The organism is Desulfobacula sp. (genome assembly GCF_021107415.1).
The window spans coordinates 1-21,145 of the sequence record NZ_JAIOSW010000079.1; the positions used below are offsets into that span (position 1 = coordinate 1).

Annotated in this window: 22 protein-coding genes, 1 tRNA gene and 1 pseudogene; 9 read left to right on the plus strand and 15 right to left on the minus strand. The window is 40.9% G+C overall.

What is annotated here, in order from left to right; translation table 11 throughout:
- The 6 genes from K8S13_RS04060 to K8S13_RS04085 all read left to right on the plus strand — a co-directional run.
- On the plus strand, positions 1 to 1,106 hold a 1,106-nt coding region (locus tag K8S13_RS04060), incomplete at its 5' end, for a proton-conducting transporter membrane subunit (RefSeq protein ID WP_291460650.1).
- A gap of 27 nt (positions 1,107 to 1,133) precedes the next feature.
- Positions 1,134 to 1,286: a hypothetical protein gene (locus K8S13_RS04065; protein ID WP_291460652.1), complete on the plus strand. Its 153-nt coding sequence runs from the start codon at positions 1,134 to 1,136 to the stop codon at positions 1,284 to 1,286.
- A gap of 55 nt (positions 1,287 to 1,341) precedes the next feature.
- Positions 1,342 to 1,587: a hypothetical protein gene (locus K8S13_RS04070; RefSeq protein ID WP_291460653.1), complete on the plus strand. Its 246-nt coding sequence runs from the start codon at positions 1,342 to 1,344 to the stop codon at positions 1,585 to 1,587.
- Positions 1,577 to 3,349, plus strand: a complete 1,773-nt coding sequence (locus K8S13_RS04075; RefSeq protein WP_291460654.1) for a Na(+)/H(+) antiporter subunit D — start codon at positions 1,577 to 1,579, stop codon at positions 3,347 to 3,349. Before K8S13_RS04070 ends, K8S13_RS04075 begins: the two co-directional genes overlap by 11 nt.
- A 32-nt stretch (positions 3,350 to 3,381) precedes the next feature.
- Entirely contained in the window at positions 3,382 to 3,888 is a 507-nt protein-coding gene (locus K8S13_RS04080; RefSeq protein ID WP_291460655.1) for a Crp/Fnr family transcriptional regulator, read from the plus strand.
- 39 nt (positions 3,889 to 3,927) lie between these two features.
- Complete coding sequence (locus K8S13_RS04085; protein WP_291460656.1) at positions 3,928 to 4,395, plus strand: Crp/Fnr family transcriptional regulator; 468 nt, start codon at positions 3,928 to 3,930, stop codon at positions 4,393 to 4,395.
- Here K8S13_RS04085 and K8S13_RS25570 read toward each other — a convergent pair whose 3' ends face one another.
- The 3 genes from K8S13_RS25570 to trkA (K8S13_RS04095) all read right to left on the minus strand — a co-directional run bounded on the left by K8S13_RS25570 (position 4,396) and on the right by trkA (K8S13_RS04095) (position 6,765).
- Positions 4,396 to 4,920, minus strand: coding sequence for a potassium transporter TrkG (locus K8S13_RS25570; protein ID WP_367172525.1), 525 nt, complete (start codon positions 4,918 to 4,920; stop codon positions 4,396 to 4,398).
- A 112-nt stretch (positions 4,921 to 5,032) separates the two neighbouring features.
- On the minus strand, positions 5,033 to 5,401 hold the full coding sequence (locus K8S13_RS25575; RefSeq protein WP_367172526.1) for a hypothetical protein: 369 nt from the start codon (positions 5,399 to 5,401) through the stop codon (positions 5,033 to 5,035).
- Positions 5,401 to 6,765, minus strand: a complete 1,365-nt coding sequence (trkA, locus tag K8S13_RS04095; RefSeq protein WP_291460657.1) for a Trk system potassium transporter TrkA — start codon at positions 6,763 to 6,765, stop codon at positions 5,401 to 5,403. The genes K8S13_RS25575 and trkA (K8S13_RS04095) overlap by 1 nt, the downstream gene beginning before the upstream one ends.
- A 179-nt stretch (positions 6,766 to 6,944) precedes the next feature.
- Between trkA (K8S13_RS04095) and K8S13_RS04100 the strand changes: the two genes are divergently transcribed.
- Positions 6,945 to 8,399 carry a TrkH family potassium uptake protein gene (locus tag K8S13_RS04100; RefSeq protein ID WP_291460658.1) on the plus strand — a complete coding sequence of 485 codons (1,455 nt, stop codon included), beginning with the start codon at positions 6,945 to 6,947 and terminating at the stop codon, positions 8,397 to 8,399.
- 15 nt (positions 8,400 to 8,414) lie between these two features.
- On the opposite strand, the gene trkA (K8S13_RS04105) is transcribed toward K8S13_RS04100, so the two are convergent.
- Complete coding sequence (gene trkA / locus K8S13_RS04105) at positions 8,415 to 9,812, minus strand: Trk system potassium transporter TrkA (protein ID WP_291460659.1); 1,398 nt, start codon at positions 9,810 to 9,812, stop codon at positions 8,415 to 8,417.
- A gap of 329 nt (positions 9,813 to 10,141) precedes the next feature.
- On the opposite strand from trkA (K8S13_RS04105), the gene gdhA reads away from it, so the two are divergent.
- Positions 10,142 to 11,491, plus strand: a complete 1,350-nt coding sequence (gene gdhA / locus K8S13_RS04110) for an NADP-specific glutamate dehydrogenase (RefSeq protein ID WP_291460661.1) — start codon at positions 10,142 to 10,144, stop codon at positions 11,489 to 11,491.
- A gap of 315 nt (positions 11,492 to 11,806) precedes the next feature.
- Here the strand turns inward: gdhA and K8S13_RS04115 are convergent, their stop codons facing one another.
- Positions 11,807 to 12,556 (minus strand): hypothetical protein, encoded by a 750-nt coding sequence (locus K8S13_RS04115; RefSeq protein WP_291460662.1) that lies wholly within the window; start codon positions 12,554 to 12,556, stop codon positions 11,807 to 11,809.
- 85 nt (positions 12,557 to 12,641) lie between these two features.
- Entirely contained in the window at positions 12,642 to 13,460 is an 819-nt protein-coding gene (locus K8S13_RS04120; protein WP_291460663.1) for a VPLPA-CTERM sorting domain-containing protein, read from the minus strand.
- Positions 13,461 to 14,181: 721 nt separating this feature from the next.
- Here K8S13_RS04120 and K8S13_RS04125 point away from each other — a divergent pair.
- Complete coding sequence (locus tag K8S13_RS04125) at positions 14,182 to 14,397, plus strand: type II toxin-antitoxin system HicB family antitoxin (RefSeq protein ID WP_291460664.1); 216 nt, start codon at positions 14,182 to 14,184, stop codon at positions 14,395 to 14,397.
- A gap of 31 nt (positions 14,398 to 14,428) precedes the next feature.
- Here K8S13_RS04125 and ahbD read toward each other — a convergent pair whose 3' ends face one another.
- From ahbD to K8S13_RS04170, 9 genes and pseudogenes are all read right to left on the minus strand, one after another.
- Positions 14,429 to 15,505 carry a heme b synthase gene (ahbD, locus tag K8S13_RS04130; RefSeq protein WP_291460665.1) on the minus strand — a complete coding sequence of 359 codons (1,077 nt, stop codon included), beginning with the start codon at positions 15,503 to 15,505 and terminating at the stop codon, positions 14,429 to 14,431.
- Positions 15,505 to 16,479 (minus strand): porphobilinogen synthase, encoded by a 975-nt coding sequence (hemB, locus tag K8S13_RS04135; protein ID WP_291460667.1) that lies wholly within the window; start codon positions 16,477 to 16,479, stop codon positions 15,505 to 15,507. Before hemB ends, ahbD begins: the two co-directional genes overlap by 1 nt.
- Positions 16,479 to 17,669: a 12,18-didecarboxysiroheme deacetylase gene (gene ahbC / locus K8S13_RS04140; RefSeq protein ID WP_291460669.1), complete on the minus strand. Its 1,191-nt coding sequence runs from the start codon at positions 17,667 to 17,669 to the stop codon at positions 16,479 to 16,481. The genes hemB and ahbC overlap by 1 nt, the downstream gene beginning before the upstream one ends.
- Positions 17,666 to 19,096 (minus strand): AAA family ATPase, encoded by a 1,431-nt coding sequence (locus tag K8S13_RS04145; RefSeq protein WP_291460671.1) that lies wholly within the window; start codon positions 19,094 to 19,096, stop codon positions 17,666 to 17,668. The genes ahbC and K8S13_RS04145 overlap by 4 nt, the downstream gene beginning before the upstream one ends.
- Before the next feature lie 346 nt (positions 19,097 to 19,442).
- Positions 19,443 to 19,637 (minus strand): uracil-DNA glycosylase, encoded by a 195-nt coding sequence (locus tag K8S13_RS04150; protein WP_291460673.1) that lies wholly within the window; start codon positions 19,635 to 19,637, stop codon positions 19,443 to 19,445.
- Positions 19,638 to 19,719: 82 nt separating this feature from the next.
- Positions 19,720 to 19,804, minus strand: a tRNA-Leu gene (locus K8S13_RS04155).
- A gap of 78 nt (positions 19,805 to 19,882) precedes the next feature.
- Positions 19,883 to 20,167, minus strand: coding sequence for a preprotein translocase subunit SecG (gene secG, locus K8S13_RS04160; protein WP_291460675.1), 285 nt, complete (start codon positions 20,165 to 20,167; stop codon positions 19,883 to 19,885).
- Positions 20,168 to 20,172: 5 nt separating this feature from the next.
- Positions 20,173 to 20,931 (minus strand): triose-phosphate isomerase, encoded by a 759-nt coding sequence (gene tpiA / locus K8S13_RS04165; RefSeq protein ID WP_291460678.1) that lies wholly within the window; start codon positions 20,929 to 20,931, stop codon positions 20,173 to 20,175.
- A 13-nt stretch (positions 20,932 to 20,944) separates the two neighbouring features.
- A pseudogene (locus K8S13_RS04170) lies at positions 20,945 to 21,145 on the minus strand (type I glyceraldehyde-3-phosphate dehydrogenase); the annotation flags it as partial.

A 21,145-nucleotide genomic window follows, 5' to 3' on the forward strand; every position in this document is an offset into this window, starting at 1 on the left:
CCGCAACAATCGGTGTTGCTTTTTCCGCCAACCTGCTGACGCTTTACCTTTTTTATGAAATTTTATCTTTGGCTACATATCCCCTGGTTGCCCATCATCAGGATAAAAAGTCAAAAATTTCCGGTCGAAGATACTTAATCTTTATTTTGGGCACATCAATTGGTCTTGTCCTGCCCGCCATGATCTATTGCTATCATGTAACCGGAACCCTGGAATTCTCCACTGCCGGTATTTTTACAGACCAATTGTCTAAACCTGCAGCCACAGTATTGCTCTTAATGTTTGTTTTCGGGTTTGCCAAGGCCGGTATCATGCCGTTTCACACATGGCTTCCGGCTGCAATGGTCGCGCCGACCCCGGTCAGCGCACTTTTGCATGCAGTAGCAGTTGTAAAGGTTGGCGTTTTTTCCATTGTCAGGGTGATGACAGGTATTTTCGGTGTTGATCTTTTGGCAAATTTTAACCTGGGCGTTGTGGTCATGACCATTGCTTCGGTCACCATTCTTCTGGCCTCATGTATTGCGCTTTCCCAGGATGAATTAAAAAGACGGCTTGCCTATTCCACCATCAGCCAGTTGTCCTATATTATTTTTGGCGTGGCACTCTTGTCACCCCAGGGACTTTTGGGCGGGGTCATACACATTGCCATGCACGCCTTTGGAAAGATTACCCTGTTTTTCTGTGCCGGGGCTATCTATGTGGCAACGGGCAAGAAATATATCAGTCAGATGAGCGGTCTGGGCAAAAAAATGCCCTTTACATTTGCGGCTTTTTTTATTGGTTCATTAGGGGTTATCGGGCTTCCGCCGTCCGGGGGGTTTTACAGCAAATGGAATTTAATTTTAGGAACACTTGAAGCTCAGCAGACCATTTTCATGCTTGTCCTGCTGGTGTCATCATTTCTTAATGCATTCTATTTTTTACCCATTGTATATAAAGGATTTTTCGGGAAAAGTGAAGAAGAGAATGAGAACATCCCGATAAAAGTAAAGGAAGCAAATCTTTGCCTTCTTATTCCTTTGATGATAACGGCAATCATTTCAATTGTTTTATTCTTTTATCCAACGGTTTTTGTCAATTTGGTAAAAGTTGGTTTGGGTATTTGATTTAAAAAATTTTTAAAGGTTAGAGCCATGATGAGCAAAGATGAAAATAAAAATGACGATTGGGAGATACTGGGGCATGAGCCTGTGCCGGGATATAAAACAGCTCTTTATCTGGCGGTTTTGTTTGCTGTAATTTATTTAATATTTGCCTTTTCAATGGGTGGCAGTGGCGGTCATTAACCCATATGAATCGGCTGTCCTAAGGGAAAAATTGATTTTACACAAGGATATAATAATGAAAAAAGAACTTACTTTCTTTGATAATCCAAAAAACGTAAAAAAACTATTGATTACTTTTTATTGTTCTCTGGTCATTTTATTGATTTCAGAATTTTTTATTCATCCCCATCCGGCATTCTTTTTTGAGCATATTAAAGGGTTTTCTGCAGTTTACGGCTTTTTTTCATGTGTTCTGCTTATTTTTCTGGCCAAAATTCTAAGATTAATCGTGATGAAAAAAGAGAATTACTATGACAAGTAACCTGATTCCTCCTGCAATAATATTTATTTTAGCTGCAATTCTGATTCCTTTTTTAAAAGGAAGGACCAAGTCCATATACATGCTGTTAATCCCTGTGGCAGCCTTTTATGTCCTGGTAAATATTCCCCAGGGAAATATCTGGACATATGAATTCTGGGGTTACAATCTGATTCTAGGGAGAATTGACAAACTTTCAATGGTCTTTGGTTATATTTTTACCATTATGGCTTTTCTTGGTATTTTGTTTGCCCTGAAAGTAAAAGATGATCTTCAACATGTTGCCGGCATTGTTTATGCCGGCTCAACTTTAGGGGTTGTTCTGGCAGGAGACTTTTTGTCCCTCTATCTTTTTTGGGAAGTCATGGCGGTCAGCTCCACATTTCTAATTATAGCATCCAGAACCAAAGCATCACGGGAAGCAGGATTCAGGTATATCCTGGTTCATTTGATTGGTGGTCTTTTTCTTTTGGCCGGGATTGTTCTTTATATCCAGAAAACAGGAACCATTGCCTTTGATTATATAGGGCTTAACGGAATTGAATCATACCTTATTTTTATTGGTATTGCCCTGAATGCTGCGGCCATTCCTCTTCACGCCTGGCTGCCTGATGCATACCCCCATGGAACCCCGACCAGTACGGTTTTTTTAAGTGCCTTTACAACAAAATCAGCAGTATACCTTTTAATCAGGACGTTTCCCGGTGCTGAACTGCTTATCTGGATCGGGGCATTTATGGTATTTGTACCCATATTCTTTGCAGTGCTTGAAAATGATATTAGAAGGGTATTGGCCTATAGTCTTTTAAATCAGATTGGCTTTATGCTCGTGGGTATTGGTATCGGCTCTCAACTGGCCCTAAATGGTGCAGTTGCCCATGCCTTCTGCCATATCCTTTATAAAGGCCTGCTTTTTATGGCTGCAGGATCAGTCCTGCAGATGACAGGTAAGATCAAGTGTACTGAGATCGGGGGACTTTATAAAACAATGCCGTTAACTTGTCTTTTCTGTATTGTCGGAGCAGCATCCATATCTGCATTTCCCTTATTCTCAGGCTTTGTTTCCAAATCCATGGTCGTCACCGCAACTGTCAATGAAAAAATGATTTTTGTCTATTTGATATTACAATTTGCCTCTGCCGGTGTGTTTCATCATGCCGGTATTAAAGTTCCTTTTTTTACTTTTTTTGGCCATGATTCAGGCATCAGAGCCAAAGATCCTTCATGGAATATGACATTGGCAATGGCTATTGCAGCATTCGCCTGTATTTTTATAGGGGTTTTTCCTCAACCATTATATAATCTTCTGCCCTTTGCTGTTGATTATATCCCTTATACGGGTGCCCATGTTGTCGGCCAGCTCCAGCTTTTAATGTTTGGCGCTCTGGCGTTTGCCCTTTTGATTCTTTCCGGATATTATCCACCGGAAATAAAATCTATTAACCTTGATGTTGACTGGTTCTATCGCAAGCTTGGCCGTGGAGGATACATCGTTCTGGATAAGGGATTAAATACAATAAACCAGGTCTCTGAAAGTTATTTAATGGGATTTATCAAAGGCCTTGTATCCTTTTTTAAAAATACAGCAGCAAATTTTGCCTTGTTTGTGGTGGTGAATATATGGCTGCTTCAGGGCTACCGGGATAAGCGGCTGGAAATAAAAAAGAATCAGCTTTATAATGATATTATTGCAGGAAGCCTGCCAATTGGTATTGGTGCAGCCATCGGCATATCTTTTGTTCTTTTGGTGTATATTTTAGCTTAAAATTTATTTTAATTTAGTATTGAGGCTTTTAAATGGTAAAAATAGAAGATTTAAAACGTATTAATCTGTTAAAAGATTTTCCTGATCATTTGTTTGAATTTCTTGCCAGAGAGGCCCAGTTGAGTATCTTTGGCACAGACACACAATTAATAAGTGTCAAGGAAGAGGTGGATACGTTTTATATGCTGATAATGGGACAGGTGGCCATTAAAATTGAACTGACACCTGAGATTGATGTTATTCTCGATAATCTTCAGTCCGGATCTTCTTTTGGCTCTTCCGCCCTTATTGAAGGATCAAGGGCAAGCTACACTGCCATCTGTCAGGAACCCAGCGAAGTAATTACCCTTTCAGGTGAACGGATGAAACAGCTTTTTAAGGAAAATCATGAACTGGCCTACCATATGATGTTTGGGGTTGCAAAACAGTATAAAAAGCATCTGGATACCCGTGCACAGATGATCATGAAAACTTTGGATGAACATCCTGAATTTAAAGAAAATATTAATGACATTGAAAACCTCACTCTTGTAATATAAAAGAAAAAATCAACGTTACTTTAGATAGGACCCATAACAATGGTTGAAAAAGACGACTTAAAAAAAATATCTTTCCTTAAAGATTTACCTGAATCCATACTTGAAAAAGTTCGTGCCATAGCACGACTTGAAATTTTTGATGGAGAAAGCATTCTTTTTCGGCAAGACCAGGAACAAACTCTTTTATATATGCTGGTTTCCGGAAAAGTATTTTTAAACAGCAGATCTGCTTCCGGAAAGTCTTTGACTCTGGATGAAGTATCTGCCGGGAGAACATTTGGGGTCTGCGCTTTAATGGGTGAATCCTCCAGTACATTTACTGCAATCTGTGCTGAAACAAGCTCAATTATTACTGTTTCAGGTGAGCAGATGCGTCAATTGTTTGAAAAAGATTTCGAAACCGGGCACACCTTAATGCTGAAAGTGGTGGAAATTTTTAAATCAAGAATAGAAATGCATACGCGACAATTTTTACATTCTCTGGCTATGAATCCTGAGATTATTTAATTATTTTTTCCAGAACTCAGGAACGAATAAGATAATAACCGTATAAATTTCCAACCTGCCCAACAGCATGCACCAGGCAAGCAGCCATTTTCCCATGGCAGGAAGAAGGGCAAAATTTTCAGTGGGTCCTACGGTTCCGAACCCGGGGCCGATATTTCCGATACAGGCTGCAACCGCACCCAAAGCTGTCATCATATCAACCCCCATACCGGCAAGAAGAATACTTGAAACAATAAAAAGACCGATATAAAGCGCCAAAAACCCCATGATGCTTTGAAGTACCTCATCCGGAATAATAGTCTTATTTATTTTTATGTGACGGATACTTCTCGGGTGTATGATCTTAAATAATTCCCTGTAACAAAATTTAAAACAAACAATGATCCTGGCGCATTTCATTCCACCGCCTGTTGATCCTGCAGAAGCACCGATAAACATGCAGACAAACAAAATTACCTGGCTTAAGCCCGGGAATTTTTCATAATCAGCTGTTGCAAATCCGGTTGTTGTCAGAATTGAGGCCACCTGAAAACTTGCAAACCTGAAGGCGTCTTTAACGGAATTGTAAACCGAACCATAGGTGTCCCATGCAACCAGGAGGGTTAATATAAGGGTTAATCCAAGAAAAAACCGGCATTCAGTGTCTTTGGGTCATCACAGATGAGCCGGTTGTTGTAAAACCTGAAACAGATTCAAAAAATGCATCGGTGAAACTAGTGAATTCAGGGCCAAAATAAAAGGGCAGGGCACCAAAAAGGCTAATGGCTGTCCAGGCCAGAGCGACGGTGGCCATTCCTTCTTTCTGATTGATATAATTATCGTCGCCCTGTTTTTTTGATAAAATGATAAGGATGAGTCCTGCCACCATAGTCATACCGATGGAGTGAATAAAGCTGTCCTGGGCAAGATCATGATAATGAATACTGACAAGCAAAGGGACAACCATGGAAAGCCCTAAAAAAAACAAAAGAATACCAATAATATTTGCAATGAACTGCCAGCGCATTAAAAGAAATCCAATTTAACGGTCAAAAGTTTTTCAAGTTTTTTTATGGCATGTTTGACCGCGAACAGAATGATTCTATCCCCTGGCTTGACAACACTGTCCCCTGTAGGAATCATGATATGCCCGTCCCTGATGATGCAGACAAGGATTGCGCCTTTGGGAAAGGAAAGTTTTTTTAAGGGCTTGTCAGTAATATCGGATGTTTCAAGGGCAATGGCTTCAATAAATTCTCCTTTCTCACCAAAGATTGAAATATCAGACAGTATCTTTCCTTTCCTGATATCCTGTAAAATTGAGCTGACAGCCGATAGTCTTGAACTGACAACTTGTTCAATGCCAATGGTGGCAAGCAGGGGGAAATAACTTGATTTTCCTATCCTGGTGATCGTATTGTAAACCCCTATATTTTTTGCCAGCAGGGAAACAAGGATATTGGTTTCATCATCACCGGTGACAGAAATAACGATGTCACTCTGGCCAACATTTTCTTCATAAAATAGTTTTTGATCAGACCCGTCACCATGAAGAACAATAGTTTTATCCATTTGTTCAGACAGGTAATAACAGCGGTCAATATCAGATTCAATGATTTTTGTCTTGATCGAGTCCTTTTCAAGTGTTTTAGCCAGCCGTTCACCGATTCGTCCGCCGCCAATAATCAAGGCTCTTTGGATGGGCACAATTTTTTTGCCGAAAAGCTTGAGTGTTTTTTCAAGTTTATGGGTTTCACTGACAAAATAGATTAAATCCTTAGCTTCAACCTTATCGCTTCCCCTTGGGACAATCACTTCATTATTCCTGATAATGGCGGCAATTAAAGGCCGGTCCTCACCAAATTTGGATGGAAGATCAATAAGGCTCATTCCAGCCACGGGAGAATATCTGTCAAGCCGGATAGCTACATATTTTACCTGACCGTCGGCAAAATTTCCTACATCAACCGCTCCTGGTACTTCCATCAGTTTTTTGATGGTATTTACTACTTCGAAATCAGGATTAATCACCGTATCAATATGAGGATTCTCTTTTTTCAATCGGTCATGATAGGGTTCGAAATCAGAATTTCTGATCCGGGCAAGTTTTTTGGTTGTGGGCGAAATCAGGTCGGTTATCAAACAGGCCACAAGATTTATTTCATCGCTGTCTGTCACTGCTAAAAGGATATCAGTTTCTTTAATACCGGCATTAATAAGAACCTTGGGGTTGCTGCCGGATGCTGTGATGACCTGTATGTCAAGGTTTTCGGAAAGGCGTTTCACGGCATCCTGATCCTTGTCAATGACAACGACTTGTTTATTTTCAGAAGCAAGTCGGCCGGCAATGTTATATCCGACTTCATCGGCACCCACAATAATAATTTTCAAATTTTATCTCCTGTTCGTTGATAAAAATCTGGAAGATAACTTACTAAATCAAAAAAAGACTGTCAATAATATGGGTTGATTCCCAGGGAGGTTTTAGGGTAAAGAAGAGTTGGGATTTTAGGGCATTGTTTGAATTAAAATTAAGGATTGATTTACCCTCATATTAGATTTGGATACCGATGAATTACAAAACTATTGCAAATGTCCTGGGAAAATTATTGATTGTTACCGGCAGTTTTGTGGTGTTTCCATTGATCTGTTCTCTTTATTACAAAGAAGATGACCTGTATGCCCTTGCCATTACAGGACTCATCACTATTGGTCTGGGATATCCTTTGTGGCGGTACTTTCGCAATTATCAGGATTTAAACATAAAAGACGGCTTTTTTATTGCTTTTTTTGGATGGATTTTGATTTCTGCGGTTTCCAGCCTGCCTTTTATGATCCATGGCTCAATCCCCTCTTTCACCGACGCCTTTTTCGAGATGATGTCCGGCTATACTACTACCGGGGCAACCATACTGACGGATATCGAAGTGGTTCCGCATGGATTATTATTCTGGCGCAGCCAATCCCATTTACTGGGTGGAATGGGTTTTTTAACATTGACCATCATATTTTTACCCCATGGAATGGGGGGGGTGCGTATATTCCGGGCTGAGTCGAGTCCCGGTCAAGTCATTACCAGGGAAAAGTTCATCGCCCGTAACCGGGATACAATGATCTGGCTATGGGGAATCTATATAATCTTGAATATATTGGAAACACTTTTATTGTGTCTGGGCGGCATGTCGATTTTTGATTCTTTGTGTCATTCCTTCGGAACAGTGTCAACATCGGGCTACTCGCCGTGGAATGCCAGCATCGGCCATTACAACAATGCCTACTTTGACTGGATTATTATAATTTTCATGTTTCTGGGCGGTATGACGTTTATGCTTTTCTACCACATGGCGCAGGGGAACTGGCGGATAGTAAGAATCAACACTGAATTACGCTGGTATGTGGGGTTCATGTTCTTTTTTTGCGCAATGGTATCATGGATTTTGTGGAAAGAAAATACATACGGCCTTATGGATTCCATCCGGTATGCAACCTTTCAGGTTACCTCTATCTTGACAACCACTGGATTCACAACGGCTGATTATGAGCAATGGCCCCAGGCAGCGCAGATGTTTCTCTATGTGGTGTGCTTTATCGGCGCCTGCGCCGGATCCACCACCAGCGGGATCAAAATTGTTCATTATATCCTGATATGCAAATTCGGAGTCGCAGTCATCAAGCACATCTTTTTTAGTCCCATGTCTGTGGTATCGATCCGTTTGAATCAGCGTCCGGTAGAGCCTCAGATAATCAATATAGCGGTCTTTTATTTTATTGTTAACATTTTCCTGATTCTGGGCGGGGGATGCTTCATGACACTTTCGGATCAAATGGACTATACCACTGCCATGAGTTCAGTCATCGCAACCCTGATGAATATCGGTCCGGGATTCGGCGGGGTGGGTCCGTCCCAAAATTATGCCTTTATTTCAGATACGGGCAAATGGTTTTTATCCTGGAATATGCTGGTAGGCAGGCTGGAAATGTTTTCAGCTCTGGTTATATTCTATCCGTCTTTCTGGAAAAAATAGACAGTGTCTGATAAATCAGGCCAGGAATAATCTCTGGACATCTTTCAAGTGCTGTGACATACAGACCACGATTGCCCGCTGATTGCTTTGAATGTGGGTGTCCCCGACGGCAATCCGCCATACACCCTCACTATGGATGCTCCCTATCATTATTTTCCCATTATAATAAGAATCAAGTTTGGAAAGGGGTTTCCGGGTAATCGGAGAATTTGGGGCGGCAACGATTTCTACCATTTCAGCATCAAAACCATGCAGATGTGCCACGGAAAGCAGCTCACCCCTGCGAATGAATTTCAGGATCTTATTGCCGGCCAGTATTTTTTTATTCAAAGCAAGATCCGATCCCATTGTTGCCGCCAATACCACATAATCTTCTTTGTTAACCAGAGCAATACATTTTCTCTGTTTTTGGGTGTTTTGTGACGTCATCAAGTGTTTGGCCAGGACACAGGTCATGATATTGGTTTCATTTTCACCGGTGGCGGTAATAAAGGTATCCATTTCCAACAGCCCTGCTGAAACCAGCACATCTGAATCCGATCCGTCACCGTGTAACACTTCTGCATTCTTCAGAGCAAAGGAGAGTTCCTGGGCCACGGATTCATCTTTTTCGATCAGTCTGATCTGGACTATTTTGCCTAACAGCTCAGCCAGGCGGCATCCAACCAGTCCACCTCCGACGATCATCACCCGGTGACGTTTTTGCTGCTCAACACCTGTCAGGCCCATCAAACTGGTCAGGTTTTTGTTTCTGGCCATAAAAAAGACTTGATCCTGTGGCAATAGTTCATCCTCACCACTGGGGATCAGCGTGGTAATCCCCCGTGCAATCGCAACTACCCGAAATGGAAATTCATTATATTCTATAGAGATATCTTTCAGTTTTCTGTAAGCCAGCGGCGATTCCTCATGAATACGGGTGGCCATGGCCTGTATTTGCCCCTTGGCTACATCAATGATATCGTTTCCGGCCCGAAGCTTAATCAGCCTGAAAATTTCCTGTGCAACCAGCTCTTCCGGGTGGATTATCAGATCGATTTTAAGATCCTCGGCATTCAGAAAAGAATTTTTATTCCCAAACTCCCTGGAACGCACCCGGGCTATCTTGCGTGGAATGCCAAAGCGGTCGCCTATCTGACAGCTCATCATATTCACAGCATCATTATTGGTAACCGAGATGAGATAATCCATTTTTTTGGCATCAGCCTCCCGCCAGCAATGGATGCTCATGGCATTGCCATGAATCAGGCGGGCATCTATGTTTCCATCGGCATGGCGAAGCAATTCACTATCCTGCTCAATGGCGGTGATGGCATAACCTTCATGAACAAGGCGTTTGGCCAGGTAATAACCCACACCCCCCAACCCCAGAATTAAAATATTAGTCGATTTTGCCGGTTTATTTCCATTCATATATCAAATGTTCCTGTTATTATTCATCAATAAGCAAATACTAAATACCCTTATTTTTGTCAACTTCATCTATGTGCAAAAGTTGTAAAAAAAGTGCTGATTATAGTTGACGACAGATATTTCAGGGTATATTTAGCAAGAGCGAATTTAATTATTTTGAGATAAAAATAAATTCGTAAATTGTACTATTTTATGATACTATTTTTAATAGTAAGACCATATTAAAATATGCTCACAGAATGAACAATAGGGTTTATTCTGTGAGATAAACAATGATGTTTAAACTTGGATTGAAACAATCCAAAATTTATTTTAACAGGAGACAGAAAATGGGTAAAATAATGGATATTGTTGGTGCAAGAGATCCGTTTGAAAAAGAATTCCATCAGGCAGTAACAGAAGTGGTTGAATCAGTAAAACCGGTTCTGGATAAGAATCCTGACTACAGGCATGCCGGTATTATGGAGAGGATCATCGAACCGGAACGTGTGATTATGTTCAGGATTCCCTGGGTGGATGACCAGGGTATAGTCCGGGTCAATCGCGGATTCAGAATTCAAATGAACTCTGCCATCGGACCTTATAAGGGTGGTCTTCGTTTCCATCCTTCCGTAAACCTTTCCATTTTAAAATTTCTTGCCTTTGAACAGGTATTTAAAAATGCATTGACTACTCTTCCCATGGGTGGCGGAAAAGGCGGATCAGATTTTGATCCCAAAGGCAAATCAGATAATGAAGTCATGAAATTTTGTCAGAGCTTTATGGGCGAACTTTTTCGCTATATAGGCCCTAATACGGACGTTCCTGCTGGGGATATCGGTGTCGGAGCAAGAGAGATCGGATATCTTTTTGGTATGTATAAAAAATTGAGGAATGAATTTTCAGGTATTCTGACCGGGAAAAGCCTTAATTGGGGTGGAAGTCTGATCAGACCGGAAGCCACCGGGTATGGTGCGGTCTTTTTTGCCCAGGAAATGCTGGCCACCCGGAAAGAAAGTCTTAAAGGCAAAGCCTGCCTGGTTTCAGGTTCAGGTAACGTGGCCCAATATACTACTGAAAAATTGAACCATCTGGGAGCAAAAGTTGTCACACTTTCTGATTCTTCCGGATATATTTATGATGAAAAAGGGATAGATGAAGCCAAGCTTCATCATATAATGTATTTGAAAAATGTAAAACGCGGCAGGATTAAGGAGTATGCAGAAAAATACCCTGAAGCGGTATATACTGCTCTTGATGCGGGATCTGACCATAATCCGCTTTGGAATCATAAGGCAGACTGTGCTTTTCCAAGTGCAACCCAAAATGAAATTAATGCAAAAGATGCCCAAAATTTGCTAAATAACGGCGTCTATGCTATCAGTGAAGGGGCAAATATGCCGACCATGCCGGAAGGTATTGAAATTTTTCTTGATAATAATATTCTCTATGCACCGGGCAAGGCAGCCAATGCCGGCGGTGTTTCCGTTTCCGGGCTTGAAATGTCCCAAAATTCAATGAGAATCAAATGGTCCCGTGAAGAAGTGGAAGCCAAGCTCAAAGGTATCATGCACAGTATTCATTCAGCCTGTCTGTCTGCTTCAGAAGAATATGGAACCCCTGGCAACTATGTTAATGGTGCCAATATTGCTGGATTTGTTAAAGTTGCAGATTCAATGATGGATCAGGGTGTGGTTTAGCTTTCCCCTGATTTTTTAGCAGGATAAAACAAAAAGGCCGGTTAGTTTTTTCAACTGGCCTTTTTTTTTGTGATAAAAAAAAGAATCAGGATCTGTAGCAACTGAGTATCTTTAAACAACAACTCTTTTGGATATTCACCGATATTTAAAGCCTGTTTCAAAGTTTTTTTCATCTGGCCAATAAGCTGTGATTAAGAAAATTTTCACCAAATTCGGTACTATAGATTCCCGACATCCCAAAAAAAATGTTGTCTACCAAAACAAAGGCAGAGCCAAATGACCCTGCCTTTGTTATTGTGTATAATGTTTTGTCGTCTATTTTTTAAATCTTCTTCTGATTCCCACCAGGCCCAGCAATCCTGAACCCAGCAGCCAGACAGCACCGGGAATAGGGACAACAGCTGCTATTCCACCACTGACAAGGTCAATTTTGAGGCTATCGTAAAAATTAGAATCAAGGTAAAGATAACCATTATTACAAAAGCTTGTATTGTCTCCCCCAACCCTGGTCCTGAGATCAAAGTCTATTCGGAAGGTGCTTCCGATATCGTTGTCAGCGAAGTCATAATTAAATATAAAAGTATCTGAATAAGATTGGTAACCTTCAGAATTTAACTCGACATCTAAGCCATTGCCATTTCCCCATGTACCATCGAAAGCGGAAAACGAGAACTCGGTATGATAATCGGCATATGCAACATTATAAGCGGTAACCTCCAAATAACCACTATAAGAAAAAGTAATACTGGCCTGCCCAGCTGCATTGACTACAAATTGCTGCGATGACTCTGATTGTGACTCATATCCAGCATTATTGGTGGAGTTCCAATTGCCGTATGCCCGAGAGCCTAAATCCCAGCCATCAGCCCTTGCCACGGCAAAACCGCCATCAAGACCTGATACATAGGCATCTGTTTCCCCTTCATCAAATATATTGCCCCCATACTCCCAACGTGCCGCAGAACAATGCGACCAATACGGCGGCTCTGCAAATGCAGCCTGGGCTATATTTGCTATCAAAACAAAAGATAAAATCATCATTGAACAGAAAAGTTGCTTCTTCATTATATCTGCCTTCTTTTATGATAGTAAGCGGATCAATCGAGTTTGATCCCTTTGGTTTGTAAGCAGTATAAACTTCCCTTGGGCCTCAAACTTTTGTTCCACTCCTTCTTCTCCTCATTAATACAAGCCCGATCAGGCCGGAGCCTAAGAGGTATGCTGCACCGGGGATGGGAATGGGAGCGCCCACAGCTTCTATGCCGCCGGTGACACTGACCAATTTCAGACTGTTGAAGAAATCGGCAGAGATATCCAGAAAGCCGTATGTGGCTCCTTCTTCGCCAAACCACACCCCTTCTGCCTCATAGAAGGTATCAAGCCAGACCCTGAGGAAAAAGTCCTCACCGGTGATCAATTCATCTGCTGCATAGGTAATGGTAAAGCTGTCATCATAGTTCCAGGTGCCAAAGCCATCAGAATCATATTTTTCAAAATATTCAGAATGCTTATTTCCCATCCAAATATTTTCGTTATCATAGTGATCGACCCCCAGTGAAGCCATAAACCAATACCAACCTTCAACATTGTCGCTGCCGTCAGCTGACAGTATGCCGTCGTAGGAGAAGGTCACGCTGGAAGCAATGCTACCGTCGAGGACACGGAATTGCTGTTTAAATTCGGCAGAAGCATAAGGCCGGTATATACCCATGGCTTGACTCTCATAGTCAAACCAGAGGTTGGACCTGGCGCCCAGTTCCCAGCCATTGACCCGTGATTCGGCCAGCCAGCTATCATGATCTCCTCCGCCCGAAACCACGGCGTGGTCATAGTCCGGCCCGCCATCGTCATTTGTGCCATCAGAGGCATAACTATAGATTTCATAACTAGCAGCCTGTGCTGCTGTTCCATAACCAAAACAAAGGCATGTGACAGCAATGACCGCTAACAATAGATAAAAACGTTTCATTTTGTTACTCCTTGATATGTGAATAGTTTTGCGTTAAATTTTTCATGGAGAATTATGAAGTTCTCCATGCTTTGATTTCCTTATTTCCTATAATTGTTATTATCTGTCCTCCTTTAAATAAAATTGTTATATTTTTATACTGCTTTTATAGCCGGATGCATCCTTTTAAATTACCATGACTTGCTCTCCCAGCAATTTTTTATTTTTATAAATACCTGACTTTTATCTTATTTGGAAGCAATTTTTATACCAGACTCAAGGATTCGGATTCCTCCCTGTCCCTTGGGTATAAGGGGTTGAAGAGGAATTTTTTATAGGAAAAAAATGTAATAAAAGTATGTAATTTTTTTCCTATAAGTATGTAAAATTTTTCACACCTGTGAAAGTCGCAGGATTTGGGAAAAGAAGTTTTATATTGAATACTCACCACTGACTGAGAGATTCCATTTGGGGTAGGGTCAGGACAGGATAGCAAAGAGATTGGGCCTGGTTCGAACATCGCTCCACTGACATTTGTCGAAAATGCCAGTATTGGCAAATTCGACAAATATTGATTTATCCAATAGGAAAAAGCATATAAAGATTTTGAGGTTAAAAGTTCTACAATTGAACATTTTCACCAAATTCGGTACAATAGATTTCCGGCATCCCAAAAAAAATGTTGTCTATAGGAAGAGATGCTGTATATTAATTTTATACAATATTATATTGGAGAAACGTAATGTATAATGAATTTACTGCAATCATAGAAAAAGATGATGACTGGTTTGTTGCTTACTGTGCTGAACTCCCTGGTGCAAATGGACAGGGAAAAACAAAAGAAGAATGTCTTAAAAGCCTTTCTGAAGCAATCGTATTAATTTTAGAGGATAGACGTCAAGACTCCTTTAGAGCGATTCCCTCCAATGCCTTTTCCGAAATGGTTGCAATTGGGTGAAACGGAATAAACTTATTAAACACCTTAGGCACTACGTGCCCGGTTGATAGGAACATAACGGTTCTTCTGCAAGATAATTACCCGTTGCTTCATATGCACGGGCGCGGCATCCGCCACAAACTCTTTTGTACTCACAAATACCGCATTTGCCTTCAAGGTTATTAAAATTTCTGAGTTTATTAAAAACTTGAGAATTTTCCCAGACATCTTTGAAGGTTTGTTGGGTAATATTACCACATTCCACATCAAGGAAACCGCATGTTTGAACCCTTCCTACGTGGGAAATAAAACAAAACCCCGTTCCGGCAAGACACCCTCTTGTGACAGCATCTAAGCCATGGGTTTCAAAACTTATTTTTTTACCATCTTCTTTAGCCCGCTGGCGTAATATTCTGTAATAGTGCGGCGCACAGGTCGCCTTAAGCTGTAAGCTTGTTTTATCTCTTTGATCATAGAACCAGTTTAAGGTTTCTTCGTACTCTTTTGCATTGATTTCACTGTCCACAATATATTTTCCCCGCCCTGTGGGAACAAGGAGAAAAATATGATGGGCCACTGCCCCTAAATTTTCTGCCAAGTCTAATATTTTCGGTATTTGATCCAGATTTGTTTTTGTTATGGTGGTGTTGATCTGGAATTCAATACCGGCTTGTCTGGCAATGTTGATACCTTGAATGGAATTGTTAAAGGCATTTTTAAGTCCTCGAAAATCATCATGGGTTTCAGGCGTTGAACCGTCAAGACTGACACTGATTCTTTTTATGCCGGAAGTTTTCATTTTTTTAGCACTTTCTTGGGTGATCAAAGTCCCGTTAGGTGCCATGACCATGCGAAGACCTAATTTTGTTCCAAAGGCGGCAATATCAAAAATATCATCCCTTAAAAGCGGCTCTCCACCGGTGAGGATAATAATGGGATCACCAACCTCTTTGATCTGTTCCAATAATTTAAACGACGCTTTTGTATCAAGTTCATTGTCATAGGGATGATCTTCTGCCACAGCCCTGCAGTGTTTGCAGGCAAGGTTGCACCGGCGGGTGGTTTCCCAGGCAACCAGTCTAAGGGTATTGGCCTTTGGGGCATGACCCTGTCCATGAGGATGATTCATTATTTATTTAACTCCCTTGCAACTTCAATTGCGGAATATGTCAGGATTAAGTCAGCACCGGCTCTTTTAATGGATAAAAGCGTCTCCATGATAATTTCATTTGCATTGACCCAGCCCATTATTTCTCCGGCTTTCATAATTGAATATTCTCCACTGACATTGTAGGCAGCAATGGGAAGATCTATTTCTTCTTTTAATCGATAGATAATATCCAGGTAGGCAAGAGCCGGCTTTACCATAATAATGTCCGCACCTTCCTCAACATCCATGATGGCTTCCCTGATGGCCTCATTGGAATTGGCAGGGTCCATCTGATAGGTTTTTCTGTCACCAAATTGCGGTGCAGACTCTGCTGCCTGCCTGAACGGGCCGTAAAATGCCGAACTGTATTTGACAGCATAAGACATCACAGGAATGTGAGAAAAATCTTCCTCATCAAGCGTCTGTCGTATTTCACCGACTCTTCCGTCCATCATATCGGACGGCGCTACCATATCGGCACCGGCCCTGGCATGTGAAAGCGCAGTTTTAGCCAGAAGGTCAAGGGAGGCATCATTATCAATAATTCCGTTCTCAACAACTCCGCAATGTCCATGATCCATATACCCGCAAAGACATACGTCTGTAATGACTATAATATCAGGGACCTTTTCTTTCACTTCCTGAATGGCTTTTTGAACAATAGAGTCCGAGGCATAAGCCCTTGTTGCCAAAGGATCTTTCTTGTCAGGAATACCGAATAAAATGATGGCAGGAATACCGGTATCCCGGGCTTCTTTCGCTTTTTTGACAATATGGTCACAGGAGAGTTGAAAATGACCCGGCATGGATTCAATGGGTTTTTTTATGGAATTTCCCTCTATGGCAAATAAAGGAAGAATAAAATCATCACAGGAAAGTTTTGTTTCCCTTATCATTCTTCTAAAATTTTTACTGGCTCTTAATCTTCGCCCACGAGAATCGGGAAAAAGCATTATGACTCCTCCTTTTTGATCTCGTCATCTGTCAGGTAACAAGCCGGATCACTGTCCCAGGGATCACCGGCAACAGATTCCGCACGAGCCCTGAAGTTACCACCACAGATATCAAGCCATCTGCACTGGGCACATCTGCCCTTAACATGTTTTTTCTTTTCTTTGAGTTTCATTAAGAATTCATTGTCAACATTTGTCCATATTTTAGAAAAAGGCATGTCTTTGATGTTGCCAAGACTCTTTTCCCTCCAGAATTGGTCCGGGTAGACTTCGCCATCCCAGGAAATACATCCAATGCCTCGACCTGAATTGTTACCTTCATTCATTTCAAGGAGTTCAAGAACCTCAGCGGCTCTCTGGGGGTCCTCATCCAAAAGCCTTTGGTAAAGATAAGGGCCGTCGGCATGATTATCCACTGTGAGAACCTCTTTTGGCAAGTTCCGGTCATGGAGGTCTTTTGGCCTGTCCATGATAAGATCAAGAACTTTGCGGGTCTCCTCATGGGAGAGGTCTTCCTTGGCAATTTCAGAACCCCTGCCTGAATATACCAGGTGATAAAAACAGGCTCTGGGAATATTCTTTTCTTCAAGAAGGTCAAAAATACCCGGGATGTCTTTTACATTCCTTTTGTTGATGGTAAACCTTAACCCTACTTTGATGCCGGCTTCCTGACAGTTTTTAATGGCTGCCATGGCCTTTTTATAGGAGCCTTTAACCCCTCTGAATTTATCATGGGTCTCTTCCAAGCCATCAAGGCTGATACCCACATAAGAAAGCCCGATTTCTTTGAATATTTTGGCTTTTTCTTTGGTGATAAGGGTACCATTGGTGGAAATAACCGCTCTCATCCCCTTGCTGACGGCATATTTGGCATACTCAACAAGCCTTGGATGCACAGTGGGTTCCCCACCTGAAAAGAGAAGAACCGGTACACCAAATTGGGCCAGGTCATCAATCATGGCAATGCTTTGTTCATGGGCCAGTTCATTGTCATAGGAAATGTCTTCTGATCTGGCATAGCAATGAACACATTTAAGATTGCACCGTCTTGTCATATTCCATACAACCACAGGTGTTTTATCTTTAGAAAACTGCAAAAGATGAGAGGGCATTTGCCCTGAGTGTCTTGAGTATCTTAAAGCATCTGATGGTTCTACGGTCGCACAATAAAGCTTTGAAATTCCAATCATATTATTTCTTTCCTGATAAGGTCGTTAAGATAGGTCTCCGTGTCTGTTAACGCATTTTTGGACAGAAAAAATCTGGTTTTACCTGTTTTTTCACGGATAAGGTTAAATCCATCATAGTAGCTGTTATAAATTTTTGACAGTATTTCTTCATTTGTTGCATTATGGGTGATAAATTGTTCAATCAGAAAATCAATGGCATCTTCTTCAAAAACAATGTTCAAATTATAGCTTTTTGATATTTCAACTTCAATTTCTTTGATTGAATCATGGAATTTTTTTATTTTTTTCACAGCGTCTTCAACTTCCATGACATTCTTACAAAAATAAAGCGCCACCATATCGCATCGGATTTGTGAAAGAGTCAGTCCATGGCGCAGGGAAAATATTTTCCAATTGTCTTTTATATAGTTTGAAATATAATTTTTATGATCAAGAAAGGCTTTTTCATAAAGATTATCCCATTTTAAAGAATTTTGTTTTGATAAAATATCTTCAAGATGACCTTTTGGATCTTCCAGGACTTCTTTTGTCACAGTAAATTTTAAAAAATCATGTGACGGAAGTTTTTCTTCAAAATTAAGCAGAGCGTCTTCAATCACACTGACAAGACCCCGGGCGCCCGTGTTTTCTTTATACGCCCTTTTTGCAAGAACTTTTAATGCATCATCTGTAAAAATAATTTTTATGCCATAGGCGTTAAAGTCGAGGCGTTTGCTCAAAATTACCGGATTGTTGGGCATCTTTAAAATTGAGTACAGGTCTTCCTGGCTAAGGGTCTCAAGAATACATCGGATAGGAAGCCTTCCAATGAATTCAGATTCAAAGCCAAATTCCACCAGGTCCTGGGCTTTAGTTAATTTTAACAGGTCATTATCTTTTTTGGATTTTACAAGCGTTGAACCAAATCCGATATTCTGTTTTGATAACCGTCTTTTAATGACATTTGAAAGCTCTGAGAATGCACCACTCACAATGAAAAGGATATTGGCTGTATTTACAGTCCGTTTGGCCCTTTTACCGGTTCTTTGATAGGATTCTAGTTCCTGCATCATGGATACAGGGTCATGGGGAACTTTTAAGTCGACATCGGTTTCTTCCATGGGTTTTAAAAGAGCCCTCTGAACACCGGTCCTTGATACCTGGGCACCCATTACATTGGGACTTGCTGCAATTTTATCAATTTCATCAATGTAGACAATACCGCATTGGGCAAGTTCAATATCATCATTGGCTTCTTTCACCAGATCCCGGATTAAATCTTCTACATCGCCTCCAACATAACCGGTTTCGGAAAATTTTGTGGCATCTGCCTTTACAAATGGAACTCCGATTTTTTTTGCAATGAGTTTAATCAGATATGTCTTTCCAATTCCAGTAGGGCCAAACATTAAAATGTTGGATTTAATATTACCCGTGATTTTTGACATGCCTTCATCCGTGGTTTGAGAATATCTGATCCGGTTAAAGTGGGTGCATATCTTTGTTGATAGAATTGATTTTGCTTTTGTCTGTTGCACCACATACTGATCAAGATAAGCTATAAGTTCCCTGGGTTTGATATTAAAATTGATAGGGTTTTTTTTGCCTTTTGGGGCAGACTTGCCTGAGATTGATTCTTGCCGGGGAAGAATAGAAGGGGTTATAATTTTAACGTTGCCGCCAAATTTTTTATTTAGAAATTCACCCAGTTCTTTTTCAATTTTTTTGGATCTTGGGAGATACTGTTTTTTTTATCATTCATAATAGCTTAATATAAACAAGGTCAGAAAAAATTCAAGGCTGATCAGGTTTCTTAAGTGTTTTTTCTTTATAAAGTTCACAGGGTTTTCCAGAGGATTGGAATACAACAACACTTGGCAGCTGTTTGGTTTTAAACCCCATGGCTTTACAGCCATTGGGATGTTGTGGGTCCCATGTTACATAGAAGAAGGTACACTTAAAACAATTTCTTCTATAGTTTTTGGACATTTATCACCATACCCTGATAAAATTAAACTCGATAAAACAAAAAAAGCCACGAACAATTGTTGCCCGTGGCTTGTATATTTTGTGGTGCCGAAGGGGAGATTTGAACTCCCACGGGTCGCCCCACACGCCCCTCAAGCGTGCGTGTCTACCTATTCCACCACTTCGGCACATTAGAATTATGAATTTTTAATTATGAGTTTTGAGTTTGGGGGAAAATTCAAAACTAAGAACTAAAAACTCAAAATTTACTCGGTCGTTTGCTCAGCAGGTAGATTGTCCTTCATCACAGATGTGTCTGACCGATGACCCGATGTGTAAGCCAAAGTAAGAGATGTAATCATGAAAATAATGGCAACACCTGTTGTGATTTTAGTCAATATGGTTGCAGGACCTGTAGCACCAAAAAGTGTCTGGCCTGCTCCGCCACCAAGAGAAACTCCCATCTCTGCACCTTTTCCACTTTGAAGTAGAACAATCAGAATCAATAAGATGCAAGCTGAAACATGTAATGCGACTATTAAATTTGTCATATTTGTTAACTATTATATTTTATAATATTAATAAATTTATTGGCATCAAGGCTGGCTCCACCAACAAGAGCTCCGTCAACATCCTCAATACCCATCAGGTCTCTTGCATTCTCAGGATTGACTGAGCCACCATACAATATTCGTGTCTGGTTGGAAAAGTCCTTTGAAAACAATTTTTCAAGCAAAGAACGCAGATACTGATGAACCTGGCTTACCTGATCAACACTGGCTGTTTTCCCTGTACCGATCGCCCATACAGGTTCATAAGCAAGAACTAAATGTGCAAGTTCTTCAAGACCAAAGCCTTTTAACCCATCTGACACCTGTTTGTCAAGTATGGAAAAGGTTTTTTCTTCCTCTCTCTGGGTTTCTGATTCTCCAATACATAAAACAGGTTTTAATCCAACCTCAATGGCAGCCTTGATTTTTTTACAGACAGAGGTGTCGGTTTCTCCAAAATATAATCTTCTTTCAGAATGCCCAATGAGGACATATTCAACGCCGGCAGCTTTGAGCATATCCGCCGATATTTCACCGGTATAGGCGCCTTGTTTTTCAAAATAGAGATTTTGTGCCCCGATTTTTACATTGGTGTCTTCAATAGATGCTGCAACCAGGGGTAAAGAAAGAAAGGTCGGTGCTATCATGACTTCGACATCTTGGACATCTGAACAAAGTTGTGCCAGATCTTTGGCAGTTTCAACTGCCTGCCGACCGGTTTTGTACATTTTCCAGTTACCTGCGATTAAAGGGACTCTGCTCATTTTATGCCTCCAATTATAGGGATTTGCCGACCATGACAGCCAGATCAATCATCCTGTGGGAATAACCTGCTTCATTGTCATACCATGAATAGATTTTTACCATATTGCCGTTAATAACATCCGTACACCCTGCATCAACAATTGAAGAAAGCGGATTTGAGTTGAAATCAATGGAAACCAGAGGGATATCACAAAATCCTAATATATCCTTAAG